This window comes from Fischerella sp., assembly GCF_013388695.1.
Classification (GTDB): domain Bacteria; phylum Cyanobacteriota; class Cyanobacteriia; order Cyanobacteriales; family Nostocaceae; genus PCC9605.
In genome coordinates this window covers 25,686-44,696 of the sequence record NZ_JACAEU010000150.1, presented here as the reverse complement: position 1 = coordinate 44,696, position 19,011 = coordinate 25,686, and the positions used below count along the sequence as shown (strand labels likewise).

Here is a 19,011-nt window from a genome sequence, read left to right as displayed (position 1 = left end):
CCACTAACCACTATCCACACTAACCAAAATGTTGTAGTTGGTTTTTAACCACTAACCACCATCCACTATCCACTAACCAAAATGTTGAAATCCCTGGCTAAGAGTCAAAACTTGGTCGGGGAATTCTTGATCTGGGTCACGTAAAATTACGGTTGACCCTTCTGTAATCTCGCCTACAATAGCTGCACCCTGACCAAGCTGTTGCACTAATTCATCAGCAGGTTCTTTTGGCAAGCACAGCACTAATTCAAAATCTTCGCCACCGTAGAGGGCATATTCCAATGCTTGCTCTTTAGTCAGCCACTGGTCAAAAACTTTTGGAAAAGCTATCTGCGTGCGTTCAACCACAGCACCAACATTACTGGTGCGGCAAATTTGCACTACCGCGTCAGCTAAGCCGTCACTGCTGTCCATGCCAGCGATGGGGAGATGTAGAGACGCGCCATGGCGCGTCTGGGAGTAGGAGTCTAAAATTTGCCAGAGGATAGGTAAGACATCAAGTCGTGGTTTCGGACGCTGGTGAGCGCGAATTAAAGCCGTTCTTTCCTCTTCAATGAGGTTTTCTGCCTTTTCAGGATGCAGAAGCAATTCTAAGCCAGCACGGGACGCACCGTGCACGCCAGTGATAACGATCGCATCCCCAATTTTAGCTTGGGTACGGCGGATAATTCGATGGGGGTCAGCTTGACCGAAGGCGGTAATGGCAACAGTCACGACGGGCGATCGCACCACATCACCGCCGACAATCGGTGTATCGTAAGATTGCAAGCATTCAGTCATTCCCCGATACAAGCTTTCTACCCAACTGACACACACATTGCCAGGAAGTCCCAGTCCAACGGTAATTCCTAAAGGGTAAGCGCCCATCGCTGCCAAGTCTGATAAATTAGCAGCAGCAGCTCGCCAACCGACATCTTCTGGTGACGTAGTGTTTTCACTGAAATGAATATTTTCAACTAAAACATCAGTAGTTACCACTAAAGTTTTACCTGGTTCAGTAGCAATTACAGCCGCATCATCCCCGATAATGTCTGCCGGACAGAAGCGCTGCAAGATTTTTAATAGTCCTTGTTCGCCTATTTCTTGAACTAGTGGGAAAGATAATTCATTGTTCACAATAGTTTTTCGCCATTGCCAAACGATCGGGCTTTACTTTCCAAGTTACGATAAATGTATCGTTTTAGCGATCGCAACTGAGCAGGTGTTTACCGCAGGTAATCTTTAGGAGTTAGGAGTTAGTAGTTAGTAGATAGTAGTTAGTAGTTGGTTATACCTACTAACCACTATCGATTACAACTTTAGTAGTTAGTAGTTGGTTATACCCACTAACCACTAACTACTAACCACTATCCATTACAACTATTTATGCTTGCTCTGGCTCTACTAACTTTTCTGCACCTTTGACGACTTTTGCCGATTCAATTTTGTCACCCGCCTTCAGCTCTCTTAAAACTTCCTTACCCTCTGTAACGTAGCCAAAAACAGAGTAACGGCCATCCAAGAGGTTACGTCCGGCTGGGGTAAGTTCCGGTTCATAGAGAAAGAAGAAGAATTGTGAAGAACCGCCATTCACTTCATTTTCTGGACGAGCCATAGCCACCGCACCATAAGCAGAAAATGGCAGAACTGGTAAATCTGTATAACGACCAGCTTGTTCTAAGGTAATACCGTAGGTGGGTTCTTTGTCACCTTCAACCAGGAATTCTAAAGGAATCGCACGGTATTTGCCAGTTTTGGGATCGATAAAACCTACTTCCTTGCCTGGTGGATCGCCGGTTTGCACAACATAGGATTCTTCAGCACGAGTGAATTCCAAACCGTTATAAAAACCCCGTTGTACCAAATCAACAAAATTTCCAGCAGTGACAGGGGCGTTATAGCCATCGACCACAAGGGTAATTGTACCTTTGTTGGTTTTCATTTCCACAGTGGCACGGCCTTTCAGTTGTGGCAAATTGCTGTATTCTTCTGGAACTTCAAAGGGAAATCCCTGCACCATTAACTCTTCAAGTTCCCCAACGATATTTAGCAGATCAGTTCGTGTTGTCAAAATTTTTTCTTTATCTTTGGTTTTAGCGACTTCTTCTAATTCATTTACGCCAGATTTCAATTCAGAAATCAAAGCTTCGGCTCGGGGTTTGTTTTCATCTGGTACACTGGCTAAAATTTGCGAAGGGTTGTTGAGTATTCGAGATGCTTTGCCGAGGTCTTTGGAGACTGCACCCCAACGTCTATTTGCCCGCAATTGGTTGGATATATCTTCCAAGCTTGCTTGTAGTTCCCGCACAGGTTTATTATCTATTGGCAGTGCATAGCGCAGTAAAGCTTTGCCGTCGGTGATTGCATTCCCAGCTGGTAGTCCAGCGCTACTGGAGGGAGTCCACCCAGCTGTACTTATTCCTAAAAATAGGGTTGCCAACAGCAATGTAATGAGGGTATTCTTCAACTGAGATTTTAATAAGTTGAACATAGGATGGTTCAAATGCAGCATCAAATTCTTGACTGGGTGTAACCCATCAATAATCTTCCCACAGTAAAGGAAGCATCTGTGAAGGAAGAAGAACCAGTGTACTCTTGGGGAGGCGCGGATGCGGCGATCGCGTCTACACTTTAAGCGCCGTCGCTGTCGTTCCAACAGTTGTAGCACTTGGACTGGAATAAGGCAGTCGCGATAAAAAAAATTTACCATCATGCATGAAAAAACCTCACCCCCTACCCCTCTCCGCGAGCTCGGAGAGGGGTGTCCTCTCTTGACGAGTAAGGTTACTTTCAAGTTAGACGCCCACAACGAGGGAATGAAAATCCCTTCCCCCATCCCCTTTCCCCTTTCCCCTTTCCCCTTTCCCCTTTCCCCTATTTTCAAGACAGAAGGAAGAAAGTAAAATCTAACTTGATTACTTCATGATTAATAATTCATCTTTAATTTGGCTACCTTTGGTAATATTGATTAAATTCTTGGGGTTTATGGCTTAAGAGCAGAAATAGGCAAATGACCCACCACATCTATAATTGAATTTGTTGAATTTGACTTGTTAATCAAAGCACAGGTGAATAATTTGTTATGACAGGAAAAGGACAGGGATTTGGCTTTGGCTTAGGAAAAATGAAAGAACTGGCTGAAGCCTTTAAAAAAGCTCAGCAAGTGCAAGAAGGTGCCAAGCGACTTCAAGACGAATTGGAGCAAATGGAAATTGAAGGAGAGGCTGGCGGTGGTCTGGTTAAGGTCATAGTCAGCGGAAACCAAGAACCCAAGCGGGTGGAAATTTCGGCCAATGCTCTTAATGAAGGAGCAGAAGTACTTTCCGATTTGGTAACTGCGGCAATGAAAGATGCCTACAACAAGTCCACAGCAACAATGCGGGAACGTATGGAAGAATTGACCAGTGGGTTAGAACTTCCGGGATTTCAGTAAATAGTCACTTGTCATTTGTCACTTGTCATTTGTCATTTGTCTTATCCTAATGACAAAGGACAAAGGACAAAGGACAAAAATATCTATGCCATACAAACTTCTGTTTGTCTGCCTAGGAAACATCTGCCGCTCACCAGCGGCAGAAAATATCATGAATCATTTGATCGAGCAGAGTGAATTGAACGGGAGCATCATCTGCGATTCTGCAGGAACATCTAGCTATCACATCGGTAGCCCGCCTGACCGACGGATGAGTGTTGCGGCTGCTCAAAAGCTAGGAATAAAAATGTGTGGTCGCGCCCGCCAGTTTCAAAAGTCTGACTTTCAAGACTTCGATTTGATTTTGGCTATGGATAGAGAAAATTATGAGAATATCCTCTATCTCGATCCAAGTAGGCAATATCACGATAAAGTACGCTTGATGTGTGACTTTTGCTCTCAGCATACTCTCAAAGAAGTTCCAGACCCCTACTATGGCGACTCAGAGGGATTTAATCAGGTGATTGAATTACTTGTTGATGCTTGTGAAGGTCTGCTGAACCACGTTTCTAACCAAAAAACTGTTTTTTAAGAACAATCAACAACCCGGTTTATCTTAAAAAACCGGGTTTAAGGACTTTTGACTTACTCGCTAGCGGTCTAATCTCGTCTGCGTAACCCAAACAAGGGAGCAAGAATCAATCCGAAAACAAAGGCAGCAATATGCGCCCAACTCATCCCAGGTATACCCAGCAAACTCAAGCTTGGATTCCAAACACTAAGCTAAAAGGCATTTAATTTGCATTCTCAAAAAAATCAAACTCTTGTGGGGTGGGCGTCTCGCCTGCCCTGATTATACAACTTAAATGCACATCAGCTTAGCTGAGTTTGAGCTTTCTTATCGGGGATTGGTACAGTATCGCATTCGCCCACATCTAGATGGACTAACCCCTAAAGAAGCGAAAACACTTAAGCTGACTGTATTGCCCTCTGCTCAACAAGTGTTTATCAATTTGAAAATAGCTCATATCGAAAGCGTTCGTAACTGTGAAAAAGGCTTGAAACAGTTGCTTAGCGAACCGAATCAAGTTGCTTTTGCAATTGTAGAGGAATTTGTGGATCGTACCATTCGCGCTGCGGATGTAGAGAAAGAATGGCAACTCTTATTACAACTAGTGCGATCGCAAATTTGGGATGATTTTCTGGGTGAACAAGGGCAAATGCAGCACGAGTGGATAAATTCAGTTGAGCAAGCCACAACTGTAGATGAAGAGACAAGCGAAGTTGATGCAATTTTTGCGCTTATGAATATGTAATTATACTTAATTTAATTTAGATATATAATTATAAAGTTATAAGGTAAGCTACACACACTCTACAGTTATTAGTCTCAATTTTTTGTTGAGAATAATATTTAATTTGTATCATCAGGCACATCTTTTACATCAATACCTAAAGACTTGCACATAGTCTTAAGCGAAACTTTATACAGACGAGCTAAGGCTACAACATTCTCAACGCTAGGCATAGCTTTACCTGATTCCCAGTCAGCCTGCCTACGTTCGGAAACACCAATCAGTTGTCTAACTTGAGGGCGTGTTAAACCTGCTTGTTCTCTTAGTAGCCTTAACGGAGACTTACCCTGTGTTTGTGGATTTTCTTCTATCATAGTAGACGAAAGGTTCTTGAACGATACGTCTTGACAGTGCCAATAACAAGACGTATCATTCACTTTGTGGATACAGAAAGACTAGTCAGTTTGGCTGGATTAATTAGAATACAGCAATTTGCCTGACTGGTCTTTCCTTAGTGTCAGATCGTAACTGCTCCTTATGCAATTACGAACTGTATGTATGGTCTACCCTACCACTCCTACTACTGTTGGTGAAGCTCTTTGTTTTGGTCTTGCTGCTGTTTGTAGGGAGGTTATGCCTATGGAACAATAAATTTTTGCTGACGATGGCTGCAAAATTTACCACACGAAAACCTGACACCAGTTGCTTTTGACTGTTGTGCGCTGACTGGTGTCTTTTCCATTTAATGATTAAGGAGGTTTTCTTGTTGAATCAACAACACATAACTTACCAAACTCCGTGGATGATAGTGCGTTGGCTTTCACCCACACAACGTGTTATTTATGGTAGATTTCAAACTCGTAGTGATGCCAATAGTCATCTTTTGGTTTTACGCAGGTTGATGCCAAGAGCTTGTCTTGAGGTAGTTTTTGACTTAGAGTAATAGTTACTCAAAAATTTAAGTATCACTCCTTGCACTAACGTAAAATATTTAACAGCTTTCTATTTTGATTTTGTTTTAGTCTGTCGATAAAAATATAAAAAGACAATCGTACTTTCAGATGATGAAAGTGCGATCGCATCTCGCCGTGCTATAGATATTTAACAGCTTGACTAATGCTTGACCAGCCAATCCAGAAGTAGACGATTCGTCTTTTCTGGTTGTTCGAGCATAAACCAGTGCCCTAACCCTTCGACTCTTTCATACTGCCACTCAGCTGTTACGTATTTGTTAGAGTTTTTAATTTGCGATTCCCAAAGGAAATCATCTTTATCACTCCAAATGCCAAAGGTTGGAATAGTTATCGGCTTGTCGTTCAGGTAATTTCCCTTCTAGGGCAGCAAGCATGATTTCAGGAAGCGTGATTAACGTGAAATGGTATTACGCAGAGGAATGCAGAGGCTACCGTAGAGGTACGCAGAGTTTTTGAACTCAAATGGTAAAATTCCCCCTCTTTGCTTGCGGAGAGAGGGGGTGAGGTCTAAATATTAAACTGCTGCCGCTGATACAGTGACCAATACAAACCCTTTTGCTGCAACAACTCCGTATGAGTACCGCGTTCGGCGAGAACGCCTTTTTCTAACACCAAAATTAAATCAGCACGCTTGAGGGGTGCAAAACGGTGGGCAATCAAGAACACAGTCCGCCCTTGGGAAACTGTTTGCAAGTTTTGCAGTACCTGCTGTTCGGTTTCGCTGTCTAAGGCGCTGGTAGCTTCATCTAAAATCAAAATCGGTGCTGACGAGAGGAATAACCGCGCTAGGGCAATGCGTTGCCGCTGTCCGCCAGATAAAGCTGTACCGCGTTCGCCAACGTTGGTTTCGTAACCGTGGGGCAATTCACTGATAAAATCGTGGGCAACGGCGAGTCTCGCTGCTTCTACTACTTGTTCGGCGGTGATATCAGGATTGCCGAGGGTGATATTTTCTAATATCGAACCGTTAAATAAAAAGTCCTCTTGCAAAACTACGCCAATTTGTTGACGCAATGAGGCTAAGTCTGCACTTTTAATATCAAAACCATCGATAAGGATACGTCCCGATTCGATTTGATAGAGGCGTTGCAAAAGTTTAGATAGAGTACTCTTACCAGAACCGCTGCGTCCGACAATGCCGACGAATTGCCCTGGCTGGACAGTGAAGGAAATTCCCCGCAGCACGGGTTCTGTATTCTGTCGATAGCGGAAGAAGACTTGTTCAAAGGTGACTTGCCCTTTGAGTGGTGGTAAAACTAAACCTGTGCCTGGTTCAGCCTCTGGGGCGACGTTGAGAATATCGCCAATTCTGTCTACGGAAAGCAGAACCTGTTGCAGATTTTGCCATAGTTGCACCAAACGCAGCAACGGCCCGGTGACTCTGCCAGAAAGCATTTGAAAGGCGACAAGCTGACCGATGGTAAGCTTGTTTTCAATCACTAACTTCGCACCAAACCAGAGAATCAGCAGGCTAGAGAAATTGGTAAGGAAGTCACCAATATTGCTGCTAATGTTGGAGGTGGTGGAAGCTTTAAAACCCGTGCGGATGAAACGGGCAAACAAACCTTCCCAACGATCGCGTGCTACTGCTTCTGCTGCATGTGCTTTGACTGAGTGAATTCCTGTCACCGTCTCTACGAGAAACGATTGACTATCGGCACTGCGGTTAAAGGTTTCATTCAGCCAGCTGCGGAGAATTGGTGTTGCTACCAGGGTCAAGATAGCAAACAAAGGTAGTACAGCCAACGCCGTGAAGGTGAGGGGGATACTGTAATAAAACATCAATACCAGGTACACCACGGCAAAGATGCTGTCTAAAACCACAGTTAAGGCCGTACCTGTGAGAAACTGGCGAATTTGTTCGAGTTCTTGCACGCGGGCTACCGTGTCTCCTACCCGCCGCGACTCAAAATAAGCTAAAGGTAAGCGCATCAGGTGGCGAAATAGCTGCGCTGATAAACTCAAATCCAAGCGACGGGCGGTATGGGTAAAGATAAATAACCGCAGGATGCCCAAAGTTGCCTCAAAGACTGCCACCAACAACAGCGCGATCGCCATAACATCGAGAGTCGCCAAACTCTCTTGTACCATGACTTTATCAATCACGACTTGGGTAATTAGTGGCGTCGTCAACCCCAAAATCTGTAACGTCAAAGATGCGATCAGGACTTCTGTCAGCAATCCTCGGTACTTCCAGACAGCGGGTAGAAACCAACTGAGGTTGAATCTTTCCTGCTTTTGGATCAGTTCTACTTGCCACAGCTGCCCATTCCAATAGTTTTCAACTAGCGACTGTGGCACAATTTCACAAGTGCGATCGCCATTGAGGGGATTGGCGATAATTAGGCGATCGCCTCTCACTGCATAAGCTACTACCCAGCTGGCTTCACTTGTTGTCGATCCACCCCACTGCAACAAAGCTGGAAATGACAGCTGTTGCAAATCACCCCAATTCACTTGCAATCGTCGCAGCACAAAACCTAACTTTTCAGCTGTTTCCACAAGATATTTTGGGCGCTGTCCTCTGAGTTGGCGTTGCACCCATTCCAATTTGACGGGGTGATCTAATTGCTGCGCCACCATTGTTAAACAAGCAGCGGCGGTGTTCCAGCTAGAGATGAACGGATAATTTGGTTGGGTGGGAGAAGGTGACACGGGAACGCGGGGACTCAAAGACGTGGGGACAGTTTCACTCTCCGCGTCACCCACTCTCCGCGTCTCGGTGTCCTCTTCTTGAGTTCCTCGCCAAAACTCCTCTATTTGTGGTGTGGAAAGTTCTGCCCAGATTGCCGTATTCCATCGCACCACCAATACTTCTTTACTAGCAGCTACAGCTTTGCATTCGACGGGAAACTTTTGCAAACTACCAAACCAATCGCCCGCCATCAGAGTTGCCAACGGTTTACCAACTCCTTCTTCGCGCAAGCGAACCTTACCAGTAACTATCAAGAACTGATAACCTACCCCATCTTTTGGCCAGATTTTTTCTCCTAAACCGAAGCGTTGAGTTTCTGACTGTTGTTTCAATAGGTTTTGTTGTTCAGGAGTTAACAAGCATAACGGTGCTTGTGTCCAAGCTAGAGAGGCTAGCACCCTTGTATGTGAAGACTCATCATCTATGAGTTTTAGCTCACCTGTAGTTTTACCGTTAGCTTTTGAATTTTCTCTGCTAGCCATTTCTCAAACAACTCATTCTGTAGTGCTTGCTTTAGTTGAGTATCTTCCAATGAAGCTGGCAGAAATTGTTCTACACGAAACAAACCATAACGTTCTTCCAGCTCTATTGGTCCTACCACTGCTGTTGGACTAGCCACATCAACCGCTGCCCTCAGTTTATCAGGCATTGTTCCTCGGCTGACCGGCCCCATCATTCCGTTGACAATTCGGTCTTCTGTCAGCGAATATTCTTTAGCTAACTGTTCAAAACTAGCTCCTTCTTCGATTTGGGCTTGTAGTTCCTCAGCTAATTCCCGATTGTCTACAATAATTCGCGAAATGACCACCCGATCCAGGAAAATTTTCCTTTCTATAAAATACTCTTGCAGTTTTGGTTCTGTCACTACAGCTTTCAATCTTTCCAGCTTGAAGTTCAGGGCGACATTGGCGTGAAATGTATCGTAATCTGTACCATTATTTTTTAGCCATTCTTGAAAACTTTTCGGTTCAGTCAGTTGATTTTTTAACCGAAAATCAATAATTGTCTGTTCGGTTAAAGCTGGGCTGATATCAATGTCTTCTCGAACTTGTAGTTCTTTTTCTATTACATACTGACGCAGAACTTCTCCAATAAACTGTCCCAATTTTCCAGAAATTTGTAGGTATCTGACTACTTGTCCAATCGAAATTGGTTGCTCATCAACGGTCAAAAACGATGAAGATTCCATAGAGTCAATACGCAGAGACACGAAAATAAATAATTATACAATTATCCATCAGAGAAATTTCGTATTTTAGCAGACATTTTGAGGAAAGGCTATGATTGCCACACTAGCCATACTAAGCTTTGAAAGGCGGAGTCGCAACTCCGCTTTGCTCATACAATCTGGTAAAAATACCTACCTAGTATCAGAAAGTAATTAGTGCAGCATGGCAGAAATAACTAGACAGTTGGAAACAGACAAAAAAGTAGATTTCACTGGTTACAACCTTCTGCTTTCTGCCTTTTGCCTTGTGCATTCTTGCATTAGGCAATTGTAATCGCCCATAACCAAGCCAAAAAAATTGCCGCGATCGCACCAATTAATGTATTCAAAATATTCACCAATTCATTTGTGAGCCAAGCGTATTTTGATTGTAATGTTGCCCCAATTACACTTTCTAAATTTGTGGCAATAAAAGCTGCTAGCACACACCAAAGCACGCCCAATAGCTCAATTAAACCAACTCCCCAACCCACTAAGGCGATCGCAACCGATGCGATCGCACCAGCTAAAGTTCCTTCCAAGCTTACCGCCCCTTCAGTTCCCCGCGGCACTGGTTGTAAGGTGGTAATCAAGAAAGTACTTTTGCCATATGCTTTTCCGACTTCACTCGCACAAGTATCAGATAGTTTGGTACTAAAACTCGCCACATAGCCTAACAGTAGTAGGGACTGAGGATTAGGGGCTAGGGACTGGGGAACAGGAAGAATTCCCCAACTGATCATTCCTACTCCCAAAGCACACAGCGTTCCAGTCAAAGCGGAACCCCAAACATTTTCCGGCCCTCTTGCCCCAGAACGCTTTTCAGCAATGCCTTCAGCTTCCTTTTGGGCTATGCCAATGCGTGTGACAAAAGAACCAACCAAAAAATAAAACATTACAACTACATATCCCTGCCAACCTAATGTTCCCCAAATCAGAACGCCTAGTAACCAAGCATGAAATAAACCGGCTGGGGTGAGTAGCTTTTTGGGAGCAATCCAAGCTACAGCTAACAAAAGAGTATTCAACCCCACTCCCGCTAACCAAGGATTAAAAGAATCAATAAAAGAGAGCATCAGCAGCTGTTGTTTGAGTATTTTGCGAGACTCACCAATAGAATAACCAATATTAAGGTACTGGGTACTGGGAGAAGACAAGGGAGACAAAGGAGAGTTCTTGAGAGGGGGAGATGAAAAGTCAAAAGTCAAAAGTCAAAATTTTTGTTTTGAATTTTGAATTTTGAATTCCGCGAAGCGGTTCACCCCATCCCTCCTTGTCCTCCTTCTACTTACCAGTCTCTAGTCTCTGAAAGTGAATTTTGTATCAAAAAATACAATTTTTTGTAAGTATTATCACTTAAAAGTCTTTCATGGTTTGAATTTTAAGTAAATTTTTTATTTTATTTTAGTAAAATTATACACAAAGAGGTTTTTTTCCGATCAGAGAAACAAATTATAGATTTTGATGTTATCTACCACTTAAATGTCAGGTCTAAACAATGTCATCGGATCTTGCAGGCAATTCCCTAAATACGGCTAGAAGTTTCACGATTACAACCAATTCCCAAATTTTTACTGATAAAATCTCTCTAAAAGATCCAAACGATTATTACAAATTCACCGTTGAGTGTCGTAGTAGCTTTCAGCTTGCCTTGACTGGCTTGAAAGCAAATGCCAATGTCCAGCTAATTCAGGATGGAAACGGTAATGGTATTGCAGATAGGCGAGAAGTAATTGCTTCTTCCCAGCGTAGTGGCAACAAAGCTGAATTAATCGACACAACCTTGGAAGCTGGGACTTATTACATTCGAGTTTACCCCAAGGATAAAGCAAAAACCAAATATGACTTAAGTGTTTGTGCAACGCCGATTGATAATGCCGGTAACACCCTCGATACTGCCTACGCGATCGGTAGCATTCCCATTAATTCAGAAGCTATCACCTACAGAGATTGGGTAGGTAATTCAGATTCTAGTGAAGAACAGGGACTAGCAAATAATTCCAATAGCACACCTGCTATTTCTGCCATCAATCAACCAACGCTGAGGGCAGACACATTTACATATCTACCTGACTCTATACAGACAGTATTCTCAGGCAAAGGTAATATTGACTTTGGTAGTGGAGGGCGAGATCTACTCGATCTTTCTGCTTTTTCATCTGCACAAGTCCAAGAATTAAATTTTGCAAATTTCGACTTTACAAAATTCAGCTTTGCAAATACCAATGCAACTACTAGAAATCAGGGCGTACTTTACGATCCCTATGACATAGTAAATCTAAGTCAAGCACGTGTATTTGATGCCATAACTGTTGATGGCAAGCAAATTTTGTTTGAGAGTATTGACACCATTAAATTATCAGATACTGTCATTGACTTATCAGTAATACCCAATGACGCCCTGTTTAATCAACAATGGAACCTGCATGTGATGGATGTTCACAAAGCTTGGCGGTTCACAACAGGTTCAGATCATGTCCTAATTGGGATTGAAGATACAGGATTGGCATTTGATCTTAACGGTAATATTCACTCCGACCTCCGAACAACAAATGTGATTAATTCCAATTCTTTTGATGAATGGTCATATTTTTCTCACGGTACTCTAGTTCAAGGAGCGATCGCTGCTACTAGCAACAATGATATAGGCATAGCTGGAATCAACTGGAATTCTCAGGTTATGCATATCGATGTAGTTGGTACTAACCCAGATGATGATGATTTGGCTGGTGCAACACAAGCATTAATCGATTGGGCAAATAGTCAAAGTAAAACTTTAGTCATTAACCTCAGCTTATCTGGTGGTTACTCAGAACGATTTGAACAATTAATTGCTAATAATCAGAACAATGTCTTGTTCGCGATCGCTACTGGTAACGATAACCAAAATGCTATTTCGAGTCCCGCCGATTTAGCTAATAAATACGAGAATGTCATCGCCGTAGGTGCTTGTTGGGGAACTAAAGATTACTATGGCAATCTTAAAACACCAGGGACACGTGTTGATTATGGGCGCGAAGGTGTACAGTGGTGGGGTTCCAATTACGGCACAGGTTTAACTTTCGTAGCACCATCAGAGTACGCTTCTACCCATGCTACTCGTAATGAATCCGAGCCGTTTTACAATTATTTCGACTACACTAGCTATTTCAATGGAACTTCCGCATCCACACCCAATATTACAGGAGTTGCGTCATTGGTATGGAGTGTGAATAGAGGACTAACTGCAAAACAGATACGGGAAATTCTCGCAGAAACTGCTTATGATTTGGGCGATCCTGGCTATGATACAGTTTACGGCTACGGAATTGTAAATGCTGATGCTGCTATACGGCGATCGCTGGCTCATAAAAATTATGAATTATAAAATTTTCAGCATTCACCATTCATAATTCTCACCAATACCCGATCGCCAATACCCAATACCCAATTTCATCAATCGATAAAAATCGATACAAATTGTCTTAAAGAGTAAAAAACCTAAATTATCGGTAATTATACCAATCCGCATTCGGAACTGTAATTTTGTCATACTGAGCGTAACGAAATGAAGCGAAGTATCTCGCGAGATTCTACACTCCGCTATCGCTCGATTCAGAATTACACTTTAGAACGCAAATTGGTATTAACTCAACATTTAGTTACTTAATTTGATAGCAGCATTCATTTTCCACCTTGAGTTATGTTTCATTAATTTCTAGAATTAGTAAACTGGCATACTATTCAAAATCGCGTTTTACTGTACCTAATATTTTCAGGGGGAAGGAACCATGAGCCGTCCAATCATTCTTGGTATTGTTGGTGATAGTGCCGCTGGCAAAACAACACTGACAAAAGGGATTGCTCAGGTACTCGGTCCAGAAAATGTTACAGTCATCTGCACAGATGATTACCACAAGTACGATCGCAAGCAACGTGCAGAAATTGGTATTACGGCTCTCCATCCTGACTGCAACTATCTGGATATTATGCAGCAGCATCTATCGCTGCTCAGGACGGGACAACCAATTCTCAAACCTGTCTACAGTCACAAAACAGGTACATTTGAGGCACCTGTGTATATCAAACCCAACAAATTTGTAATTGTTGAAGGATTGCTGGGTTATTCTACTCGTGGTGCTCGCGATTACTATGATGTGAAAGCTTACCTTGCACCCCCCGAACCACTACGCGCTCAGTGGAAAGTCAAGCGGGATACCCAAAAGCGCGGCTACACAGAAGAACAGGTGCTGGCAGAACTAGAAAAACGGGAACCAGATTCAGAGCAATTTATCCGTCCGCAGCGGCAATGGTCGGATATAGTGGTGAGTTTCTATCCACCCAACGACGATATAAACCAAATGAACGGACACCTAAATGTCCGTTTGGTACTACGCCCAACAATTCCCCATCCAGATTTTACCCAAATTCTTGGTCTTGGTGAGAATAATTCCATGCCTGCCATCCGTTTAGGACTGGACAGAGATATGGGTAAACCAGTTGATGTTTTAGAAGTAGATGGTCATGCAACGTTAGAACAAGTCAACAAACTAGAACATTTGATTTGTGCTGATATGCCCAACTTAAAGAACATATGCGATCGCGAAAGTAATCCAGAGTTAGGCAAAGTTGCTGGTACGACGGGTGAAACAATCCAAAGCTACCCCCTCGCTCTCACCCAGCTTCTCATCACTTATCATATGCTCAAAGCAACACAAACCTATCAGTAAGGTGTTAGTTGGTGGTTAGTAGTTAGTGGTTAGTGGGTAGAACAATCACCAACAAACAACCAACAACCAACAAAACTTTAAATATTTTGTCAAATTAGTAGAGATTTTGAGGCCTTACAGGGGATAACTAGAGTATAGATACTCTTTCATCGTTATTCCTTTGGTTTGTCTATGACCTATTGTCTCAGAATTGTTGATATGCCCGAGACTGAGCGTCCGCGAGAGCGGTTATTAAGTCACGGTTCAAAAGTATTATCTACAGCTGAATTAATAGCAATTCTGCTCGGCACTGGTCAAGGGCCAGGCAAACTTTCCGCTGTGGGCTTAGGACAATACATTCTGCATGAATTGAGTAAATGCGATCGCGAACCTTTGGCAGTTCTGCGAGATATTAGCGCCGCAGAATTGATGCAAATTCCCGGCATTGGCCCGGCAAAAGCAACAACAATATTAGCAGCAATCGAATTAGGTAAACGCGCCTTTCAATCTCGCCCTTCCGATCGTACAGTCATCGATAGCCCAGCTGCTGCCGCCGCTACTCTCAGTCAAGATTTGATGTGGCAAACGCAAGAACGTTTTGCAGTTGTACTGTTAGATGTAAAAAATCGCTTGTTGGGAACGCAAGTAATTACTATTGGCACAGCTACCGAAACCCTTGCACCTCCCCGTGAGATTTTCCGAGAAGTAATTCGTCAAGGTGCAACACGGCTAATAGTGGCACATAACCATCCTTCCGGTAATGTTGAACCTAGCCGCGAAGATATCGAATTAACCAAGCAGTTATTAGCAGGAGCACAATTTTTGGGTATCCCACTGCTAGATCATCTCATTTTGGGTAATGGCGATCATCAAAGTCTGCGGGAAATTACAACTTTGTGGGAGGAATACCCGCAGGGAGATTGAAGAGAAGATGGGGAGATAAGAATTACCAAAATCAGGAAAAAACCGCGATCGCACTTCAGTTAAAAATCCCAAATCATTAATCAACTACCAACACTGCTGAGCCTTCAATTTTACCACTGCGAAGGGCGTCTAAAGCCTCGTTTGCTTCATTTAATCCAAACAGATTTACCTCTGTTCGGATAGGGACTTTGGGTGCTAGTGCTAGAAACTCTTCCCCATCTCGGCGAGTAAGGTTAGCAACAGACCGCAAAACCCTTTCTTCCCAAAGAATTTCGTAGGGAAAAGCAGGAATATCACTCATGTGAATACCAGCACAAACTACCACGCCGCCTTTAGCAACTGCACGCAAAGCGGCAGGTACTAGTTTACCGATAGGGGCAAAAATAATTGCTGCGTCTAATGGTTCCGGAGGTAATTCATCAGAACCACCTGCCCAAACTGCACCCAAATGGCGGGCAAATTCTTGTCCTTCAGTATCGCCAGAACGGGAAAAGGCAAAGACTTGACGCCCTTGATAACGGGCCAGTTGAATTAAAATATGGGCAGCGGAACCAAAGCCATAAAAACCGAGTTTTTCAGCATCCCCAGTCATTCTGTAAGCGCGATAGCCAATTAACCCACCACATAATAGCGGTGCAGCTTGCAAGTCAGGATAGCCCTCTGGAATGGAAAAGCAAAAGCGGTAGTCGGCAACAGTATACTCGGCATAACCGCCATCCAGGTTGTATCCAGTAAACTGGGCGTAATCGCAAAGGTTCTCGCGTCCAGACACACAATAACGACAGCGATCGCAAGTATGACCCAACCAAGGTACGCCAACGCGATCGCCCACACGAAATTTTTCCACTCGTTCCCCTACAGCTTCTACAGTACCCACAATTTGATGCCCAGGTATCAAAGGTAGTTTTGGGTGTGTCAGTTCTCCATCTACAATATGCAAATCTGTACGACAGACAGCGCAAGCATGAATGCGAATCAGTACCTGTTCAGGATTGGGTTTTGGCACAGGTAAATCAGCTAATCGCAGAGGTTGACACGGTGCTTCCAAAAGCATTGCACGCATAAGCCATTAAAAAATTAAAATTATTTACTCGTTCATTTCTTTTAATGTAGCCAAGGCTGAAGGTGACAACCGACTGAGATAGCGGAATATCCAGTATTTAAATATAGTGTCTAAAATCACAGGAAATGTGGCAATAAATAAAAATATCGCGTTGTGACTTGCTGGCAAACCCAAATGTTCCGCCAATCCTTCCAGAATTACCTCCCAGCCGTGTGGTGAGTGAAACCCTACAAATATATCTGTAAACAAAATAATCAAAAAAGCTTTGGCACTATCACTCAGACCATAGATAATTTCATCTATAAATGACTTAACAATTACAATTTCTTTTTTGCTGGTAACTATAACTAACGCAAAAGCAAATAGTGATAGCATATCAGCAAAAATATTGCTGATAGCGTCACTACCTTTCCTACGAAATTCGTCTGCTATTTCATGTGTTTTTTGTTTAACCTTTTCTTCTATGATTTCTGGAGAAAGTGAAGGAGATTTAGAAATTAAGCTTTCAAATCTCAGCTTTTCTTCAAAAAATTTTAATTCATGCAGGGCTTCCTCTTCCATTTCAGAATTGAGAAAAATTTGAGGTGTATTTTTACCTCGAAAATGCTCTACTATTGGGCTTATCAAGAATTGCTTAGATATCTGTTGAGTTAAAAGCGGTATAATCACGAGCATCAGCAAAAAGCGTATAGCTGTTCTTGTCCTCTTTCTCGAAATCTGGAATTTTCTAACAAACTGCTCTTCTGCTTCTGGAGAAAAATCGGCTTTGATTCTATTAATTGTTCTACCAATCGACCTTGGGAAAGCTCCTGTTTTTTGAGAGGCGGGTGTAACTCTCATTTCATCCATGTTAGATGGATCTGATCTTCCATTGTTTTTGTCATTACTGTTCATTGTTAATGTTGAATAATTTGTAGTTATCTAAGACAAGGCGGCAGGTTGGCTCAACATAATGTCTTAAATATATGTTTAGTTTATAGCTTTACAACTCTTAACATAATTTCCGTACAAACATTTATCAGGTTTTGGAGGAACCTCTGTTGTACAAGAGTACCTCTGTTGAGCTTATTTAATGTGTAATCAATTTGGCATCAGAAATACATAGATGCTCCTCCAAATTTCTTGCTTGTCTATCCTGTGACATCAGTCTCAAGTATTCTCTCTGAGGCTAAACAGGATTAAGCGATCGCAATTATCAGTGAAATTTAGCAATCTATTGTTTAATGAATTAGGGTGGGTGCAAACTGGCAATCAATGTTACTGGTTGCTCGTTAGTAGTTTTTGTATCAGAAATATATTGCAGTTATTCTGCTAGATGTACAAGCATTGATAGTAAGGTGTGAAGACCAGCCCTTTCAAGGAGGGTGAAAAATCTGCTTTCATTGCCTGGTTTTTGCTGATTCCACTTGGTGTCTTAGTGTCTTGGTGGTTCATAAAATTTATTTTTTCACCACCAAGACACCAAGACACGAAGAAAACTTCTTGCTTGTGGCTCGTACTGCTAACGCAGTCGCTACAATTTCCAACAGATAGATTGCACAATTTGGCCTGCGAAATCAACTTCTATGAGCAATACGCGCCATCCTTACACAATTAAACTTCTAACCCAATCTCTGCGTGCTATCCTTGTTGCCCTAACTATTGGATTTGTTGGCTGTAATTATACAACTGATTTAGTTAATTCTTCTTCCACAACCACCACTACCCCCACGGAGTTAAATAGTAATTTGCCCAAAGTCGTTGCTACCACAAGTGTACTGTGTGACTTAACCAAACAAGTGGCAGCACAAACAATCAATCTTACTTGCTTAACATCCCCTGATACTGCTCTCTACCTTTATCAACCAAAGCCAGAAGATAGCACAGCGATAGAACAAGCAAAAGTAATTTTTTATAATGGATACGGTTTTGAACCAAGTTTGTTGAGGTTAATTAGGACGAGTAAAAGCCCAGCAGCTAAAATTGCAGTTGCTCAGCGTGCTGTTCCCAATCCATTACAGTATAGGAGAAACGGCAAAATTGTTTCTAATCCTTATGTTTGGCACAATCCTAAAAATGGGATTAGGATGGTAGAGATTATTAGCAGCAACTTAAGTAAAATAATACCAGAAAATGCGTCGCTATATAACAGCAATGCTCAAAGAATTAAAAAAGAGCTAAACCAGTTAGATGTATGGATGAAATTACGCATTGCTAGTATTCCTAGCAACAATCGCAAGTTAGTGACAACTAATGATGCAATGGCTTATTATGTCACAGCTTACGATCTTACATCTCCAAACGCTTTAAAGAATATTAATAGTGAGACAAAACCCACATCTGCACGAGTGAAAGTACTGGTTAGAAACCTCAGACGAGCAAGAGTACCAACTATTTTTGTGAACACTCAAGTTAATCCCGATTTAATTAATACAGTTGCGAAGACAGCAAAAGTAAAAGTTTCTGAAAGGCAATTATTGGTTGATAATTTGGGCACATCGGGAAACGAAGGTGACACTTACCAAAAAATGTTGACTGCTAATACTCGCACAATTGTAGAAGGGCTGGGAGGAACGTATCTGATATTTGAACCACAAGCTTTTACAAATCAACAGTAAATAATTAATAATTTTCAAGATTATGAGTTCCAACTTATAACTTTTAATTCATAATAAAGAATATATAAACTAATAGAGACGGAATGATTCCCATCTCTATTTCAGATATACAATATTAGAGCGATCGCATCACTTGTTAAGCTAATGTATTTTTTACTTGCATAGTTGTTGTGGACT

16 protein-coding genes are annotated in these 19,011 nt (G+C 42.3%); 7 read left to right on the top strand and 9 right to left on the bottom strand.

What is annotated here, in order from left to right:
* Positions 1–72: 72 nt before the first annotated feature.
* Positions 73–1,116, bottom strand: a complete 1,044-nt coding sequence (gene thiL, locus HXY43_RS20230; protein WP_290886783.1) for a thiamine-phosphate kinase — start codon at positions 1,114–1,116, stop codon at positions 73–75.
* Positions 1,117–1,363: 247 nt separating this feature from the next.
* A complete protein-coding gene (locus HXY43_RS20225; protein ID WP_290886985.1) occupies positions 1,364–2,491 on the bottom strand; it encodes a peptidylprolyl isomerase in 1,128 nt (375 codons plus the stop codon).
* 570 nt (positions 2,492–3,061) lie between these two features.
* Between HXY43_RS20225 and HXY43_RS20220 the strand changes: the two genes are divergently transcribed.
* The 3 genes from HXY43_RS20220 to HXY43_RS20210 all read left to right on the top strand — a co-directional run bounded on the left by HXY43_RS20220 (position 3,062) and on the right by HXY43_RS20210 (position 4,707).
* Positions 3,062–3,412, top strand: coding sequence for a YbaB/EbfC family nucleoid-associated protein (locus tag HXY43_RS20220; protein WP_026731668.1), 351 nt, complete (start codon positions 3,062–3,064; stop codon positions 3,410–3,412).
* Positions 3,413–3,497: 85 nt separating this feature from the next.
* Positions 3,498–3,983 (top strand): low molecular weight protein-tyrosine-phosphatase, encoded by a 486-nt coding sequence (locus HXY43_RS20215; RefSeq protein ID WP_290886778.1) that lies wholly within the window; start codon positions 3,498–3,500, stop codon positions 3,981–3,983.
* Between the two features lie 274 nt (positions 3,984–4,257).
* Positions 4,258–4,707: a hypothetical protein gene (locus tag HXY43_RS20210; protein WP_290886774.1), complete on the top strand. Its 450-nt coding sequence runs from the start codon at positions 4,258–4,260 to the stop codon at positions 4,705–4,707.
* 98 nt (positions 4,708–4,805) lie between these two features.
* Here HXY43_RS20210 and HXY43_RS20205 read toward each other — a convergent pair whose 3' ends face one another.
* The 4 genes from HXY43_RS20205 to HXY43_RS20190 form a co-directional block, all read right to left on the bottom strand.
* On the bottom strand, positions 4,806–5,060 hold the full coding sequence (locus HXY43_RS20205) for a helix-turn-helix transcriptional regulator (protein ID WP_290886771.1): 255 nt from the start codon (positions 5,058–5,060) through the stop codon (positions 4,806–4,808).
* 1,107 nt (positions 5,061–6,167) lie between these two features.
* On the bottom strand, positions 6,168–8,837 hold the full coding sequence (locus HXY43_RS20200; protein ID WP_290886768.1) for a peptidase domain-containing ABC transporter: 2,670 nt from the start codon (positions 8,835–8,837) through the stop codon (positions 6,168–6,170).
* Positions 8,786–9,544, bottom strand: coding sequence for a peptidylprolyl isomerase (locus tag HXY43_RS20195; RefSeq protein WP_290886765.1), 759 nt, complete (start codon positions 9,542–9,544; stop codon positions 8,786–8,788). The genes HXY43_RS20200 and HXY43_RS20195 overlap by 52 nt, the downstream gene beginning before the upstream one ends.
* 299 nt (positions 9,545–9,843) lie before the next feature.
* Positions 9,844–10,638 (bottom strand): TIGR00297 family protein, encoded by a 795-nt coding sequence (locus HXY43_RS20190; protein WP_290886982.1) that lies wholly within the window; start codon positions 10,636–10,638, stop codon positions 9,844–9,846.
* A gap of 422 nt (positions 10,639–11,060) precedes the next feature.
* Between HXY43_RS20190 and HXY43_RS20185 the strand changes: the two genes are divergently transcribed.
* Positions 11,061–12,929 carry a S8 family serine peptidase gene (locus HXY43_RS20185; RefSeq protein WP_290886762.1) on the top strand — a complete coding sequence of 623 codons (1,869 nt, stop codon included), beginning with the start codon at positions 11,061–11,063 and terminating at the stop codon, positions 12,927–12,929.
* A 12-nt stretch (positions 12,930–12,941) separates the two neighbouring features.
* Here HXY43_RS20185 and HXY43_RS20180 read toward each other — a convergent pair whose 3' ends face one another.
* Positions 12,942–13,094: a hypothetical protein gene (locus HXY43_RS20180; RefSeq protein WP_290886759.1), complete on the bottom strand. Its 153-nt coding sequence runs from the start codon at positions 13,092–13,094 to the stop codon at positions 12,942–12,944.
* Positions 13,095–13,332: 238 nt separating this feature from the next.
* Between HXY43_RS20180 and HXY43_RS20175 the strand changes: the two genes are divergently transcribed.
* Both HXY43_RS20175 and radC read left to right on the top strand, forming a co-directional pair.
* Entirely contained in the window at positions 13,333–14,271 is a 939-nt protein-coding gene (locus tag HXY43_RS20175) for a phosphoribulokinase (RefSeq protein ID WP_290886756.1), read from the top strand.
* A gap of 171 nt (positions 14,272–14,442) precedes the next feature.
* Positions 14,443–15,174 (top strand): DNA repair protein RadC, encoded by a 732-nt coding sequence (radC, locus tag HXY43_RS20170; protein WP_290886753.1) that lies wholly within the window; start codon positions 14,443–14,445, stop codon positions 15,172–15,174.
* 76 nt (positions 15,175–15,250) lie between these two features.
* On the opposite strand, the gene HXY43_RS20165 is transcribed toward radC, so the two are convergent.
* Both HXY43_RS20165 and HXY43_RS20160 read right to left on the bottom strand, forming a co-directional pair.
* On the bottom strand, positions 15,251–16,237 hold the full coding sequence (locus tag HXY43_RS20165; protein ID WP_290886750.1) for a zinc-dependent alcohol dehydrogenase family protein: 987 nt from the start codon (positions 16,235–16,237) through the stop codon (positions 15,251–15,253).
* Between the two features lie 24 nt (positions 16,238–16,261).
* Complete coding sequence (locus tag HXY43_RS20160) at positions 16,262–17,131, bottom strand: CemA family protein (RefSeq protein WP_082209727.1); 870 nt, start codon at positions 17,129–17,131, stop codon at positions 16,262–16,264.
* A 671-nt stretch (positions 17,132–17,802) separates the two neighbouring features.
* Here HXY43_RS20160 and HXY43_RS20155 point away from each other — a divergent pair.
* A complete protein-coding gene (locus HXY43_RS20155; RefSeq protein ID WP_290886747.1) occupies positions 17,803–18,834 on the top strand; it encodes a zinc ABC transporter substrate-binding protein in 1,032 nt (343 codons plus the stop codon).
* The last annotated feature ends 177 nt before the right edge of the window (positions 18,835–19,011 follow it).